This is a genomic window from Sphaerisporangium aureirubrum, from assembly GCF_042658925.1.
Lineage (GTDB): Bacteria > Actinomycetota > Actinomycetes > Streptosporangiales > Streptosporangiaceae > Sphaerisporangium > Sphaerisporangium aureirubrum.
Genome location: NZ_JBHSRF010000003.1, coordinates 52,081 through 65,402 on the forward strand (window position 1 = coordinate 52,081; position 13,322 = coordinate 65,402).

13 protein-coding genes are annotated in these 13,322 nt (G+C 71.0%); 6 read left to right on the plus strand and 7 right to left on the minus strand.

All coding sequences use genetic code 11. The features are described from left to right. Nucleotides 1-145 precede the first annotated feature (145 nt). On the minus strand, nt 146-1,669 hold the full coding sequence (locus ACFP1K_RS02945; protein WP_380746832.1) for an ABC transporter ATP-binding protein: 1,524 nt from the start codon (nt 1,667-1,669) through the stop codon (nt 146-148). A 2-nt stretch (nt 1,670-1,671) separates the two neighbouring features. After that, nucleotides 1,672-2,703: a BMP family ABC transporter substrate-binding protein gene (locus ACFP1K_RS02950; protein WP_380746834.1), complete on the minus strand. Its 1,032-nt coding sequence runs from the start codon at nt 2,701-2,703 to the stop codon at nt 1,672-1,674. Nucleotides 2,704-2,931: 228 nt separating this feature from the next. On the opposite strand from ACFP1K_RS02950, the gene ACFP1K_RS02955 reads away from it, so the two are divergent. The 4 genes from ACFP1K_RS02955 (at nt 2,932) to ACFP1K_RS02970 (ending at nt 6,154) form a co-directional block, all read left to right on the plus strand. After that, entirely contained in the window at nt 2,932-3,456 is a 525-nt protein-coding gene (locus tag ACFP1K_RS02955) for a SigE family RNA polymerase sigma factor (protein ID WP_380746836.1), read from the plus strand. Beyond that, entirely contained in the window at nt 3,453-4,661 is a 1,209-nt protein-coding gene (locus ACFP1K_RS02960; RefSeq protein ID WP_380746838.1) for a hypothetical protein, read from the plus strand. The genes ACFP1K_RS02955 and ACFP1K_RS02960 overlap by 4 nt, the downstream gene beginning before the upstream one ends. Nucleotides 4,662-4,748: 87 nt before the next feature. Next, nucleotides 4,749-5,510 carry an NAD(P)H-binding protein gene (locus tag ACFP1K_RS02965; RefSeq protein ID WP_380746840.1) on the plus strand — a complete coding sequence of 254 codons (762 nt, stop codon included), beginning with the start codon at nt 4,749-4,751 and terminating at the stop codon, nt 5,508-5,510. 35 nt (nt 5,511-5,545) lie between these two features. Next, entirely contained in the window at nt 5,546-6,154 is a 609-nt protein-coding gene (locus ACFP1K_RS02970; RefSeq protein WP_380746842.1) for an alpha/beta fold hydrolase, read from the plus strand. Nucleotides 6,155-6,204: 50 nt separating this feature from the next. Here ACFP1K_RS02970 and ACFP1K_RS02975 read toward each other — a convergent pair whose 3' ends face one another. The 3 genes from ACFP1K_RS02975 to ACFP1K_RS02985 form a co-directional block, all read right to left on the minus strand. Beyond that, the gene (locus tag ACFP1K_RS02975) at nt 6,205-7,329 is read right to left on the minus strand and encodes a hypothetical protein (protein ID WP_380746844.1); all 1,125 of its coding nucleotides are present in this window, start codon (nt 7,327-7,329) and stop codon (nt 6,205-6,207) included. A 242-nt stretch (nt 7,330-7,571) separates the two neighbouring features. Beyond that, the gene (locus ACFP1K_RS02980) at nt 7,572-8,846 is read right to left on the minus strand and encodes an RNA polymerase sigma factor (RefSeq protein ID WP_380746846.1); all 1,275 of its coding nucleotides are present in this window, start codon (nt 8,844-8,846) and stop codon (nt 7,572-7,574) included. Then, the gene (locus tag ACFP1K_RS02985) at nt 8,843-9,208 is read right to left on the minus strand and encodes a YciI family protein (protein WP_380746848.1); all 366 of its coding nucleotides are present in this window, start codon (nt 9,206-9,208) and stop codon (nt 8,843-8,845) included. Before ACFP1K_RS02985 ends, ACFP1K_RS02980 begins: the two co-directional genes overlap by 4 nt. Before the next feature lie 493 nt (nt 9,209-9,701). Here ACFP1K_RS02985 and ACFP1K_RS02990 point away from each other — a divergent pair, with 493 nt between their 5' ends. Further along, nucleotides 9,702-10,406: a hypothetical protein gene (locus tag ACFP1K_RS02990; protein ID WP_380746850.1), complete on the plus strand. Its 705-nt coding sequence runs from the start codon at nt 9,702-9,704 to the stop codon at nt 10,404-10,406. Between the two features lie 70 nt (nt 10,407-10,476). Here ACFP1K_RS02990 and ACFP1K_RS02995 read toward each other — a convergent pair whose 3' ends face one another. Continuing rightward, complete coding sequence (locus ACFP1K_RS02995; protein WP_380746852.1) at nt 10,477-11,700, minus strand: ricin-type beta-trefoil lectin domain protein; 1,224 nt, start codon at nt 11,698-11,700, stop codon at nt 10,477-10,479. Nucleotides 11,701-12,044: 344 nt separating this feature from the next. Here ACFP1K_RS02995 and ACFP1K_RS03000 point away from each other — a divergent pair, with 344 nt between their 5' ends. Further along, on the plus strand, nt 12,045-12,638 hold the full coding sequence (locus tag ACFP1K_RS03000) for a dihydrofolate reductase family protein (RefSeq protein WP_380746854.1): 594 nt from the start codon (nt 12,045-12,047) through the stop codon (nt 12,636-12,638). A 400-nt stretch (nt 12,639-13,038) separates the two neighbouring features. Here ACFP1K_RS03000 and ACFP1K_RS03005 read toward each other — a convergent pair whose 3' ends face one another. Then, the gene (locus tag ACFP1K_RS03005) at nt 13,039-13,266 is read right to left on the minus strand and encodes a hypothetical protein (RefSeq protein WP_380746856.1); all 228 of its coding nucleotides are present in this window, start codon (nt 13,264-13,266) and stop codon (nt 13,039-13,041) included. Nucleotides 13,267-13,322: the final 56 nt, after the last annotated feature.

A 13,322-nucleotide genomic window follows, 5' to 3' on the forward strand; every position in this document is an offset into this window, starting at 1 on the left:
TCGGGGAGGGAGGGGCGGTCCGCTTCACCACCGGGAGTGCCGGGTGTGGAGGGGGGGTTCGCTTCGCCGCTCGGAGTGGTAGGGGTGTGTTCCGCTGCCGGGGGGCGAGTGCCGTCGGGGGTGTCGGACATATCCGTTGTGCCGGTCATGGGGTGGCTCCGGTCATGGCGTGGCCGAGGGCCGCCTCGGTGGCGGTGGCGCCGTTCAGTTCGGCGACTACGCGGCCTTCGAACATGACGAGGACGCGGTCGGCCAGGAGCCGGAGCTCGGAGAGTTCGCTGGACTGGAGCAGCACGGCCTGGCCGCGGTCGCGGGCCTCGGCCAGCAGGGTGTGGATGCGTTCCTGGGCGCCCACGTCCACGCCCTGGGTGGGCTCCTCCACCACGATCACGGGGGTGTGACGGGACAGTTCGCGGGCCAGGACCGCCTTCTGGGCGTTGCCGCCGGAGAGGGCGGAGATCGGGGCGTCGACCGAGGCCGCGCTGATCGAGAAGCGCTCGACCAGGTCGCGCGCGCGGGCCCGCACCGCGGCCCTCGGCAACGTGCGGCGGCCGGTGGCGCGCTGGTCGCCCATCAGGAGGTTCTCGGCCAGGGACATGTCCGCCGCGGTGCCGCGGCCGTGGCGGTCCTCGGGCACGTAGGCGACGCCTGGCTCCCTGCCGCGCCGCGCCGTGGCGCCGCCGAGCAGCACCTCGCCCGAGTCGCCGGGGCCGGGGGTGCGCAGGCCGGTCACGGTGTCGATCAGCTCCCGCTGGCCGCTGCCCGCCACCCCGGCGATCCCCACGATCTCGCCGGGACGCACGCCGAACGACACCCCGGTCAGCCGCGCGACCCCGTCCCGGTCCCGTACGTTCAGGTCGCGCACCTCAAGCGCATAGGCCCCCGAGGCGGGGCCGCCGCCGTCCCGCCGGTGCTCCAGGCTGGACAGGGACCGGCCGATCATCGCCTGGACCAGCTCGTCCGCGCTGGTGTCCGCCGTGCGGAACCGCCCGGTGACCCGCCCCTGGCGCAGCACCGTGACGCGGTCCCCGGCGGCGAGCACCTCGCCGAGCTTGTGCGTGACCAGCAGCACCGAGGCCCCGGTCGCGGTGATCGTCCGCAGCACCTCGAACAGCCGGGACGCTTCGCCGGGGGTCAGCACGGCGGTCGGCTCGTCCAGGATCAGCACCTCGGCGCCCCGGTACAGCGCCCGCAGGATCTCCACCCGCTGGCGCACGCCGACCGGCAGGTCCCCCACCCGCGCCCGGGGATCGGCACGCAGCCCGTACCGCTCGCCGAGCTCCTCGACCGCCCGCCGCGCCGCCGCCCGGTCCACCGCCCCGCGCCGCACCGGCTCGGCGCCGATCACGATGTTCTCCGCCACGGTGAGGTCGGGGAACAGCCGGAACCGCTGGTGCACCATGCCGAGCCCGCACGCGATGGCGTCGGCGGGGGAGCGCAGCCGCAGCCGCCGCCCTTCACGCAGCACGTGCCCCGCGTCCGGCCGGTGCAGGCCGTACAGCACGGACATCAGGGTGGACTTCCCGGCGCCGTTCTCCCCGACGACGGCGTGGACCTCCCCCTTGGCGACCGCCAGGTCGATCCCGTCGTTGGCGAGCACCGAGCCGAACCGCTTGGTGACGCCGACGAGCTCGACGGCGGGCACCGCCGGATCCGCGGGTACCGCCACGGTCAGCTCTGCAGCGGGTCGGCGACGGTGACCTTCCCGGCGAGGATGTCGTCGCGCACCTGCTTGACCTTCGTGATGACGTCCGGGCTGGCCGCCACGGTGCAGCCGGAGGACGCGACGTCGGCGGAAAGGGCTCCCACGCCCACGCCGCCCTCGGCCAGGCCGTACACCTTGACCCCGCCGGTCTTGCCCGACACGATCTCCTTGATCGCCGCGAGCTCGGCCACGTCCACGTGCTTGAGCACGTTGTCGACGACGTTGCCCGCGCTCTGCCCGCACTGGTTGACGTCCACGCCGAACGCCTTGGCGCCGGTCGCGGCGACCGCCTCGAACACACCCTGGTTGCCCGCCGAGGCCGCGGCCAGCGTGATGTCCGCGCCGCGGTCGGTCAGCGTCTGCGCCTGGGACTTGGCCCGCGCCGGGTCGCTGAACGGGTTGTTGCCGCCCACGTAGAGCGGGGTCCCCGCGACGTCCGGCTTGACCGACGCGGCGCCCGCGAAGAACGGCTCGATCCAGCGGTGGATGAACGGCGTGTCGAGCGCCGCCACCACGCCGATCTTGCCGCTCTTGGTGAGCAGCCCGGCCTCGACGCCCGCGAGGTACGCCGCCTCGTGCTCCTTGAACGACACGCAGGCCAGGTTGGGTGCCTGCTCCTTGGCGCACGAGTCCACCTGCAGGAACTGCTGCTGCGGGTGCTGCTTCGGCACGGTGGTGAACACGTCGTCGAAGGAGAAGCTGATGCCCACGATGACGGTCGGCTTGGCCCGCACGGCCGCGTCGACGTTCTGCGCGATGCTCGTGGGGTCCTTGCTCTCATAGAGCTTGAAGGACGCGCCGATCTCCTTGGCCGCCGCCTCGGCGCCCTTGACCCCGAGCTGCAGGAAGCTGTTGGTGCCCACCGGGTTGGGCGTGATCAGGATGATCGACTTCCCGTCGGGGGCGGCGGAGGCGTTCGGCCCGCCGGTGCCCCCGCCGCCGCACGCGGTGAGGGACAGCAGCGCCGTGGCCACGGCTAGAACTGGGGTGATACGCATGATTCCTTGCTTCGTGTTCCGTGGCGGTGGCGCGTGGCCACCCGCAGGTGGTCACCCGGACATAGGGGAGCATATCCCTACTATTCCGACCAGACCAACCGTGAATTTTCGGTCATCCGTCGTTCTCGCTCAACCGTGACGCCCTCCGGATTCATCCGCTTCACCTCGGTCGCCGCCCTTCCAACCTTTGCCGTGCCGCCGGCGTCGTTAGGGTTGTGAGGAGACACCTTGGATCGCCATGACGCCTTCCGGGAGTTCGTCGACGCCCACCAGCGGTCGCTGATGCGCACGGCGTACCTGCTGACGGGCGACGCGCACCTCGCCGAGGACCTGCTGCAGAGCGTCCTGCTCAAGGTGCTGGGCCGCTGGCAGCGGCTCGACAGCCCAGAGGCGTACGTCCGCAGGGCGCTGGTGAACCAGCACATCTCCTGGCGGCGGCGCCGCGGCGCCGGCGAGGTGCCGAGCGCCGAGCCGCCGGACCGGGCGTACTCCAGCGAGGAGTCCGCCGTCGACCGCATCGTGCTCCGCCAGGCGCTGATGCGGCTGACCCCGAAGCAGCGCGCGGTGATCGTCCTGCGTTACTTCGAGGACCGCACCGAGCGCGAGACGGCCGAGATGCTGGGCTGCGCGCTCGGCACCGTCAAGAGCCAGGTCCACTACGCCCTCGGCCGGTTGCGCGCGCTGGCGCCCGAACTGGCCCCGAGGTTCGCCGAGCTTGAAGACCAGGCCGAGACTCAGGAGGCACACCGATGACAGGGCTGCGTCAGGTGCTGAACGAGATCGCCGACGACGCCCCCCCGGTGGACCTGGCCGACCGCGTGCTCAGGGCGCACGCGCATCGCCGGCGCACCACCATGGCCCTGGTCGCCGCCGGCACCGTCGTGTTCACCCTGCTCGGCGTCACGGCGGGCGTGCGGCTCATGCACGACAAGCCGGTGGGGGAGCCCGCCTCCGGCACGGTCACCGACCTGCCCGCCCGGGGAGTCGGCCCGCTGAGCCACGCCTACAGGACCGCGTGCGACCCCGGCGACGGCAGGATCCCCGCGGACTGCCGGGACGGCGCCTGGCGGGTGGTCACCGAGAGCGGGACGACCTACCACGTCCCGCAGGCCCACAAGGGGATGGCGAGCTCGCTCGTCATCAGCCGGGACGGCCGCAGGATCGCCTACTACGCCGACAGGGCGAAGACCTTCGTGGTCCGCGAGCTGGCCGGCGGCACCGAGGTGACGGCGCCCGTCAGGATCCCCGAGGCGTGGCTCGGCTCGATCTCGCGTCTCCTGCTGTCCGACGACGGCCGCTTCCTGGCGTTCAGCAAGATGCCCGCCCTGGCGGACCCGGCCATGCTCATCGACATGCGCGAACGCATGACCCGCCCGCTGCCGAACGGCTGGGCCCCCATCGGGCTGTCCGCGGACGGGAACACCATCACGCTGGCGCAGTTCTCCCCCAAGGCGCGGCTGCGGACGATCTCCTACCTGTGGGTGACGTCCACCGCCGGCAACGCCACCTCCGTCACCCTCCCGCGGCACTACTACTTCGGCCCCCTGGCCGATGACGGCGAAACCCTCGTAGCCCTCCAGGAGAACGTGACCGCCGACTCCGTGCCCTGTGTCCCCGGCTCCCTCACCCACCTGGACCCGAAGACCGGGAGGGTCCGCCGCGTGGTCCGGGTGACCGGCCTGCCCATGACCACCCACAAGATCTATCTGCGCGCCTGGCTGTCCCCCACCGAGATCACCGCCGTCGCCCTCCCGCTGAGAACCTGCACCGGCGTTCCGCACCCCCGAATCAGCGACATCGGGCCCGAGGACCCGGAAGACTCCTTCGACGCCCCCTTCGTCACCTTCACCTCCTACGCCCTGAACGTCGAGACCGGCAAGGCACGCCTCCTCCCGGCCACCTACACCGCCCAGAACGCCTTCAGCCTCGCCCTCCCCGGCGCAGGCGGGACCCCCTGACGCGGTCTGTCCCCCGGAAAAATGGGTGGTATCGGGTTGTATGCCCGGAGTTGACTAGGGGCCGATTCTCTCCGGGAAGGGAGCCCCATGATCGTGGTAACGGCCGCGTCCGGTGCCCTCGGCCGTCTGGTGGTCGAGCGTCTGCGTCCCTCGGCGGCGGTGACGGCCGTGGTGCGCGACCCCGCCCGCGCACCCGAGGGCGTCCCCGTCCGGTACGGCGACTACGACGACCCGGCGAGCCTGCGCGCCGCGTTCGATGGCGCCACCCGCCTGCTGCTGATCTCGTCGCCGGAGCTCGACCCCCGCCGCAGGATCGCCCAGCACCTGGCCGCGGTCACCGCCGCCGCCGAGGCCGGGGTGGGCGCCGTCGCGTACACCAGCTTCCTCGGCGCGGGCACCTCCGCGGCCGGCATGCTCGAAGCCCATCACGCCACCGAGCGGGCCGTCCGCGCGAGCGGCGTGCCGTTCACCCTGCTGCGCAACCCCTTCTACGGCGATGCCTTCGTCCCGGTGGTCACCGGCGGTGAGCTGCTCGCGAGCACGGGCGGGAGGGGCCTGAACACCGCCTTCCGCTCGGACCTCGCCGAGGCGGCGGCCAGCGTGCTGACCGGTGACGGCCACCTCGGGCAGGCCTACGACCTCGCCGGCCCGCTGTGGACCCACCCGGAGGTGGCCGAGGCGCTCGGCGTGCCGTACCGGGAGGTGCCGGGCCCGGAGGGGCCCATGGGGTGGATCAACGCGCAGGTGCGCGCGGGCGCGCTGGAACAGCGGAGCGCCGACCTGGAGAAGGTGCTCGGCAGGCCCGCCGAGACGATGATCTCCCGCGTTCTTGTCGGTCGCGCCACGTAGATTCGCGCGGGAGGGCGGACCGACGGAGGAGAGCCATGGCGCGGGTCGAGTCCAGGGACGGCACACAGATCGTCTGTGAGCGCATCGGCGACGGCCCGTCCGTCGTGCTGGTGGGCGGCGCGCTGGACGACGGGGCCGAGAACGCGCCGCTGGCCGTGGAGCTGGCGGGGGAGTTCACCGTCGTGAACTACGCGCGGCGGGGACGGGGCGGCAGCGGGAACATCGCGCCGTACGCGCTGGAGCGGGAGATCGAAGATCTCGCCGCGGTGGTCGAGGCGGCGCTGGCGCTGTTCATGCGGCTGGCCGGCGCCCCGGAGGAGGACATCGCCGGGGCCCGCTCCTCGCCGATGTGGCCCGCCCTGGAGGAGCTCGCCCCCACCCTGGCCCACGACGCCGCCTGCCTCGGCGACGGCCCGCCGCCCGCGTCCCGCCTGGCCGCCGTCGCCCGGCCCGCCCTGGTCCTCACCGGCACGGGCGCCGACCCCCACATGCCGGGGCTCGGCGCCGACTTCTTCGGCCCGGCGGCCGACGCGATCGCCGCCCTCGTGCCTGGCGCGGCACGCCGCACCCTCGACGCCCCCGAACACAGGGTCGACGCGAAGATCCTCGCTCCCGTGCTCGCGCGCTTCTTCACGGGCCGGTGAGACGCCGCTCCCGGCCCGGCTCAACGGGGGCCGGGAGCGTCACCGGTTCCTCAGCACCGGTTGATGCGCGAGTTCACCAGGTTGATGTTGCGGATCACGATGTTGGTCCCGCACGGGCTCTCGGTGATCACCGAGTTCGTCAGGGTGAGGTTCTGCAGGGTGATGTTCGACGACACCGGGAACTCCGTGCGCGAGGCGATGCGCACGTCCGAGCCGTTGACGCTGCCGCTCTGCCCGGCGATCGTCACGCCGTAGCAGTTCTCGATGAGGATCGAGTTGCTGCCGGTCCCCGAGATGTCCACCCGGTCGATGACGACGCCGCCGCTCTCGGAGACGCAGAAGACGCCGCGACCGCCGCCCCGGGCGACGACCGAGCCGACCCGGATGTTGACCGGGTACGAGCTGCCGATCCGGCCGTTGCGGTTGGCCATGCGGAACGCCGCGTACCCCGTCCCGGTGCCCGCGCCCTGGGCGTCCACGGTGCTGATCGTGGCGTTGATCGTGTCGTTGAGCAGCAGCCCGGACTGCCCGGTGTTGCGCGCCGTCACGGTGCCGATGGTGATGCCGTCCACGCCGTAGGTCTCGACGCCGTGGCTGTTGCCGCCGGAGGCGTAGACGTTGTCGATCCGCACGTTCCTGGTCCGCACGTTGCGGTTGCTGTGGTTGTCGATGCGGATGCCGAGCCCGGCCGACCCGAGCCGAAGGTCCATCTGACCGAGGATGATGTTGGTGCCGTTCCGGATGAACACCCCGAAGTACGGCGACCCGGTCACGTTCAGGTAGGGCACCTCGACGTCGGTGACGTTCTGCGCCCGCACCACGGCGTTGTTGGCGCTGATCGTCCCGCTCACGTTGATCGTCCCGCACACCTCCAGCACGGTGTAGCTGGGCAGGTCGAGCGATTGGTTGGCGTTCATCGACCCCGACCCGCGCACGACCACCCTCTGCTTGGACGTGCGCCCCGAGCTGAGACTCCCCACCGCCCGCCGCATCGCCTCGATCATGCTGCTGCCGGTGTAGAGGGTGCTCCCGCCGTTGCGGGCCGTCCAGGTGCTCCCGCTGAGCACCGCCTCCGCGTTGCCCGACCCGCTGCCGCACGCCGCCGCGTGCGCCGGGGGAGCGACGACGAGCGCGCCCGTCGCGGCCAGAAGGAGGGCTGCCAGCGCATGCCGCACGCGCGGTCCCGCGTTCGGGGGATGGGTCTTCACGGTGTCTTGTCTCCAATCGGAGGACGGACCAGCGAGTTCCCGGCGCACCACACCCACCTAGCAGGCGCCACAGCCAATTGGTTTACAACCCAGCTGAACTTCTCGCTGCTCACGGCGTTGTTGACAACGCCCACCGCACCGGTTTTCCAGCCCCAAGTCAACCGTCCCCCACCTGGCCCCCCGGCGACCTGCGGTTCTGCCGGAAACTTTCAGCCCTCTTCGTCCCGGTACCGGGTGGCTCCGGGCCCGGCGAGGCGGGTGGCGCGGCCGGTGAGGTAGCGCTGCTCGGGGACGGTGGTGGCGCGCAGGGCGGCTTGACGGTAGACGGCTTCCGCGGACGGGTCGCCGGCGAGTTCCAGCAGGTGGGCGCGGGCCGCGAGCAGGCGGTGGTGGCGGGCCATGCGGTGGTCGGACTCCAGCGTGGCGAGCAGGTCCAGCCCTGCGGCGGGGCCGTGGACCATGGCGGCGGCGACGGCGCGGTTGAGGGTGACCATCGGGTTCGGGGCCGTGCGCTCCAGCAGCTCGTACAGCGCGAGGATCTGCGGCCAGTCCGTGGCGTCCAGGGTCTCGGCCTCGTCGTGGATCGCGGCGATGGCCGCCTGCAGCTGGTACGGGCCGACGACGCCGCGCGGCAGGGTCTCGCTGATCAGCGCGACCCCTTCGGCGACGCACGCCCGGTCCCACTTGCCGCGGTCCTGTTCCTCCAGCGGCACCAGGCTCCCGTCCGGGAGGGACCGCGCGGGCCTGCGGGCGTCGGTGAGCAGCATCAGCGCGAGCAGCCCGGCGACCTCCGCGTCGTCCGGCAGCAGCCGCCGCAGCAGGCGGGTGAGCCGGATCGCCTCGTCGGACAGCCGCGGCGCGGTGAGGGCCGCGCCGGTGGTGGCGGTGTACCCCTCGTTGAAGATCAGGTACAGCACGTGCAGCACGGCGTGTTCCCGCTCGGCCCGGTCCGCCGCCTCCGGCATGGCGAACGGCGCGCCGCTCGCCCTGATGCTCTGCTTGGCCCGGCTGATGCGCTGCGCCATCGTGGGCTCCGGCACCAGGAAGGCCGCCGCGATCTGCGCGGTGGTGAGCCCGCCGACCGCGCGCAGCGTCAGCGCGATCTGGCTCGGCGGGGACAGCGCGGGATGGCAGCACAGGAACAGCAGGGTCAGCGTCTCGTCGCCCCCCGCCTGGGGGTCGGCGTCCAGAGGCGTCTCCAGCACCGCGGACTGCGGGGTCGCCGCCATGATCGCGGCCTCCCTGCGCCGCCGCGACGAGGCGCTGCGGAACTCGTCCAGCAGCCGGCGCGTGGCGACCGTCACCAGCCAGCCGCGCGGGTTCTCCGGCAGCCCGGCGGCGGGCCACCGCGTCGCCGCCGCCAGCAGGGCCTCCTGGGTGGCGTCCTCGCACGCGTCGAACTGCCCGTACCGGCGGACCAGCGCGCCGAGGACCTGCGGCGCCAGCTCACGGAGCAGGTCCTCGACGCCCCGGCCGGCGATCACTTGCGATTACCCGGCGACTCGTGCGGGACGGGCCACAGCTCGACGGGATCCTGGTCCGCCCACGGCATGTCCGCCGCGATCTGCCGCGCCCGCTCCTCGCTCGCGCAGTCCAGCAGGTAGAAGCTCGCCATGTACTCCTTGGTCTCCAGGTACGGCCCATCGGTCACCGCAGGCACCCCGTTCTCCCGCCGCACCAGCCGCGCCTCCGAGGCATCCGCCAGCCCGTACGCCCCGACGAGCTCCCCGCTCTCCTCATACTTCTTGTTGAACGCATCCTGCCTGGCGATGGCCTCAGGCCACTCCGCCGCCGGAATCGAGTCCCACTTCTCCTGGTTGCCGTAGATCATCAGCAGATACTTCATCCCAAAATCCCCTTCCACCTCACACGCCCCATCGGCGCCCCATCACCTACCAGTCGGAGCCCCCCCACCAACCTCGACACCCCCTCCCCACATTCTTCCGCGCCCCCCCATCCCCGAACACGCGGCCCAACCCCCCGTACCCAGCGCCGCCCCGTCCGTGCCGCCCCGTCCGCGTCCCCCCGTCGCCCCGTCGGGGTTCGTCTTACCGGCGCCGGTAAGACGGGACGTGGTACGGCGAATCCGGCGCCGTCGTACGGCGGACAACCCGCGTGTGCGGCGCCGGTGAAATGGTCCTTGCGGAGGGCGCGCTTCGCGCGGAAGCCGCAAGGGCTGTTCCTGTACGGGGGACACCCCCGCACCCCCGACCCTGCCGGGCTCATCGTGCTTCGCCGCGATACGTCGACCGGTTTCTCGCCGTACGGCGGCGCCGACTTCGCCGTACAACATCCCGCCGTCACGGCGCCGGTAGAACGAACCCTGACGGGGCGACGGGGTGATCACGGCCTCGGGCGGCGGCCCCGCGTTGAGCTGCCCGAAGGGGACACGGCGGCACCGGGCACCCAACGGTCCTGTCAGCACCACCCGGAAAGGAGACCAGAGCCAGGCGGCCGGCACCGAGATGCTCGCCGACACGATCCGCCACAACCCCAGCCGCACCACCGAGCTCTTTCGCCGCTTCCTCACGCCGGGCCGCTTCTACGAGCGGCTGGACGGCGCCTGGGGCTACGGCGATCGCATCCCCTTCGACCAGCACTCGCTGGTGGCCACCCTGGCGCCGCGGGCCATCGTGCTGCACAACACCGTGAACGACTACGGCGACGGCGCGGAGAGCGACCCCCTCGGCCTTCAGGCCGCCAAGTTCGTGTACAGGACGCTGGGCTACGACGCCGACGACCTGGTGAAGTTCAACGTCCGGCCCGTGCCCCCCGGCCAGCCGCACGCCGAGGACACGCCGCAGCGGAAGATGACCGCCGAATATCTCGATCACTACTTCTACGACAAGGAAATGTCCCCGCAAACCGCTTCGTACCTGAACGACGACCCGTTCGACGGCGAGGGCGCGCGAGCGGAGAACGCGTACAACCGTTACTTCGGCGGCTACCGGACCATCGCGCCGTGGAAGGACTACGAACTCCGCCCGTCCCACTGCCACGGTGAGCAGGACTCCGGCCGGAACAAGGGCTGCGGGCCTCACTGACAGGTGGGTCACAGGCACAGAGAAAAGGCCGGCAGCACCCCGCTGCCGGCCTTTTCGTATTTCCCGGGACTCAGGTACGCGTCCACTTCTGGTTGGACGATCCCGTGCAATCCCAGAGCTGGAGTTGCGCGCCGTTGGCGGTGTTGCGATTGACGATGTCCACACACCGGTTGGCGGCCACGTTCACGAGGTCCCCGGCCCCGCTGAGCGTGAAGCGCTGCGCGGCGGTGCCGTTGCACGTGTACAGCTGGATGGCGGTGCCGTTCGCGGTCCCCGCCGCCGCGGCGTCCATGCACTTGCCGAGCGCGCGCACCGTGCCGTCGCTGTTGATCGACCACTGCTGCGCGGCGGTGCCGTTGCAGTCGTACATCTGCAGCCGCGCGCCGTCGGCCGGGTTGGCCGCCGGGATGTCGATGCAGCGCCCGCTCAGGGCGGACCGCAGCACCGAGCCGCCCGTCCCCGGCCCGTCGCTGGTCCACGCGGACACCCGGACGTAGTCGATCAGCATCGTCTGCGGGAACGTCGTGCTGGAGTTGGGGGGACCCGGCCAGTTCCCGCCGACCGCGACGTTCAGGATCATGAAGAACGGGTGGTCGTACACCCACTGGTTGCCGCGGATGTTGGCCGGCGTGACCCGGAAGAACTCCGACCCGTCGAGGTACCAGATGATGAGGTTCGGCGACCAGTCGACGCGGTAGCTGTGGAAGGCGTCCGCGAGCGGAGCCCCGATGCTCCGGCTGCCGCCCACACCGTTGCCCCCGGAGTACCCAGGCCCGTGCACCGTCCCGTACACGGTGTTCGGCGTGCTCCCGACGTTCTCCATGATGTCGATCTCACCGGTGTTCGGCCAGCTGTTCCCGCCGAGCATCCAGAAGGCCGGCCAGATCCCCTGTCCCCGGGGAATCTTGATGCTGGCCTCGAACCGGCCGTACGCCTGGCTGAACCTGTCCGCCGTCAGAATGCGCCCCGAGGTGTACTGACACGTCCCGTAGTGGCATTGCAGGTTGGAGGGATTCTCCCGGCGGGCCGTGATCGCGAGGTGTCCCTGCCCGTCGTGATAAACGTTCCGCGTCGTGTTCGTGTAGTACTGCAGCTCGTTGTTCCCCCACCCGCCGCCGCCGGTGTCGAACTTCCACTTGCCGCCGTCGATCGACGTCCCTGACGCCCCGTTGAACTCGTCAGACCAGGTGACAGGCCCGATGGCGGCCTGGGCCGGACTCGAAACCGCGACCAGCCCACCGGCCAAGGTCACGGCCATCGCCACGGCCATGAGGAGAACCCGGGGTTTACGCATCGAAGACCTCCGGTCTTTGGTCCCTGCCAGCCAGGTGACGTCCGGCCGAGATGCCCGCCGGAAGTACCTTCAAGGCTTGAATTAAGAGGATGTAACATCGCCGTCACATCTCTTGTCAATAGGAAGGTTTACTAATCATTTCCGCATTCCATCCACTCCGAACAGGGAAGCTGTCGTCGACCTGGAGTGATGACGAAACCTCCTGCCGTCATCCCCTCCAAGGGCGGCGCGTCGGGCACCGACAATCAAAGTGTGCTTGACAAAAAAAGTTGTCGGCTGCTACCTTGAAGTCATGCCGGAGACCGGTGGCCCGGTCGAGACAACCCCCCTGAGGAGTGAATCCCATGCGCATCCTGATCGTTGAGTTCATGAGCTTGGACGGCGTCGTGCAGGCCCCCGGCGGCAAGGGTGAGGACACCGACGGCGGCTTCGCCCACGGCGGCTGGACGCACCCGTTCTTCGACCCGGAGGTGGTGGGGGGCGCCTTCGCCGCCGCGATCGCCGGTGCCGACGCGCTGCTCTACGGCCGGCACACCTGGCGGGGAATGTCGGTGGCGTGGCCCACGCGGGCCGGCGACCCGTTCGCCGACAGGATGAACGCCATCTCCAAGTACGTCGTGTCCGACACCCTGCGCGACGACGAGATGACCTGGAACACCACCCGCATCCCCGGCGCCGAGGCCCTCACCCGCATCCGCGAGCTGCGCGAGACCGAGGGCGGCGACCTGCTGGTCATGGGGAGCACCACGCTGGCACGCGCCCTGGTGAGCGAGGGCCTGGTGGACGAGCTCCGCCTCGTGATCATGCCGGTGCTGCTCGGCGGCGGCAAGCGCGTCTTCACCGACGACGGCGTGAAGCGCACCCTGGAACTGGTCTCCACGGTCACCAGCTACAAGGGCGTCATCTCGTGCGTCTACCGCGCCGTCCACGAGGGCTAGAACGGTGACCGGCGGCAAACCTGTCGCCGGTCACCTCCGCGATCATCTGGCACTTCCGGAAGACCAGTGATCCTCATCCGGGACGGGGAACGGGAAGACCCTCGGTACGCCGGATGACGGGGCGGCCCGGCGCGCGCTCAGCCTGGGCGAAAGTCTGAATGGTCACACGTCAGCGCAGGTCGAAGAGAGCATTTCTCGCAACCTGGCATGACCTCTCCGGCCGAGGAGCCGGTGCCCACGCTGGGGCCGGGGCGTCGCCCCGCCCTACCGGACCTAGCCGAAGGTCCGGATCCAGACGCGTGAAACAGCCACCAGGCCGCGCACCCGAGGTGCGGACCCGGTCGAGTCGACCGCCGCGCGGATGGGCCGGCGCCGCGCGCCGCCCCGCCCTGCGGCGGTCTCAGAGCTTGTAGAGCTTGTTGAAGGGTGTCGTGATTCGTTCCTGACGGGACCCGAAATCGACGACCACGGCGATCTCATCTTCCACACCGATGACAACGCCAAGGCCATATCGATCATGGGTCACCCGATCGTCGACGCTGAACCGCTCGGCGGGCGGCGCGGGACGCGGGGGCTTGAAGGGACTTGTGGGCAGGTGACGACGGGACTCGCCGTTAGCTGGCTTCATCCCCTCCAGTATGTGCCGAGTAGGGCAACGCTTACGACGGAAGATCGACAAACGCA

Bases quoted from the DNA above. Each gene is read 5' to 3' on its own strand.
- ACFP1K_RS02950 (WP_380746834.1), bottom strand. From the start codon at position 2,703: ATGCGTATCACCCCAGTTCTAGCCGTGGCCACGGCGCTGCTGTCCCTC.
- ACFP1K_RS02960 (WP_380746838.1), top strand. From the start codon at position 3,453: ATGACAGGGCTGCGTCAGGTGCTGAACGAGATCGCCGACGACGCCCCC.
- ACFP1K_RS02965 (WP_380746840.1), top strand. From the start codon at position 4,749: ATGATCGTGGTAACGGCCGCGTCCGGTGCCCTCGGCCGTCTGGTGGTC.
- ACFP1K_RS02970 (WP_380746842.1), top strand. From the start codon at position 5,546: ATGGCGCGGGTCGAGTCCAGGGACGGCACACAGATCGTCTGTGAGCGC.
- ACFP1K_RS02985 (WP_380746848.1), bottom strand. From the start codon at position 9,208: ATGAAGTATCTGCTGATGATCTACGGCAACCAGGAGAAGTGGGACTCG.
- ACFP1K_RS02995 (WP_380746852.1), bottom strand. From the start codon at position 11,700: ATGCGTAAACCCCGGGTTCTCCTCATGGCCGTGGCGATGGCCGTGACC.
- ACFP1K_RS03000 (WP_380746854.1), top strand. From the start codon at position 12,045: ATGCGCATCCTGATCGTTGAGTTCATGAGCTTGGACGGCGTCGTGCAG.
- ACFP1K_RS03005 (WP_380746856.1), bottom strand. From the start codon at position 13,266: ATGAAGCCAGCTAACGGCGAGTCCCGTCGTCACCTGCCCACAAGTCCC.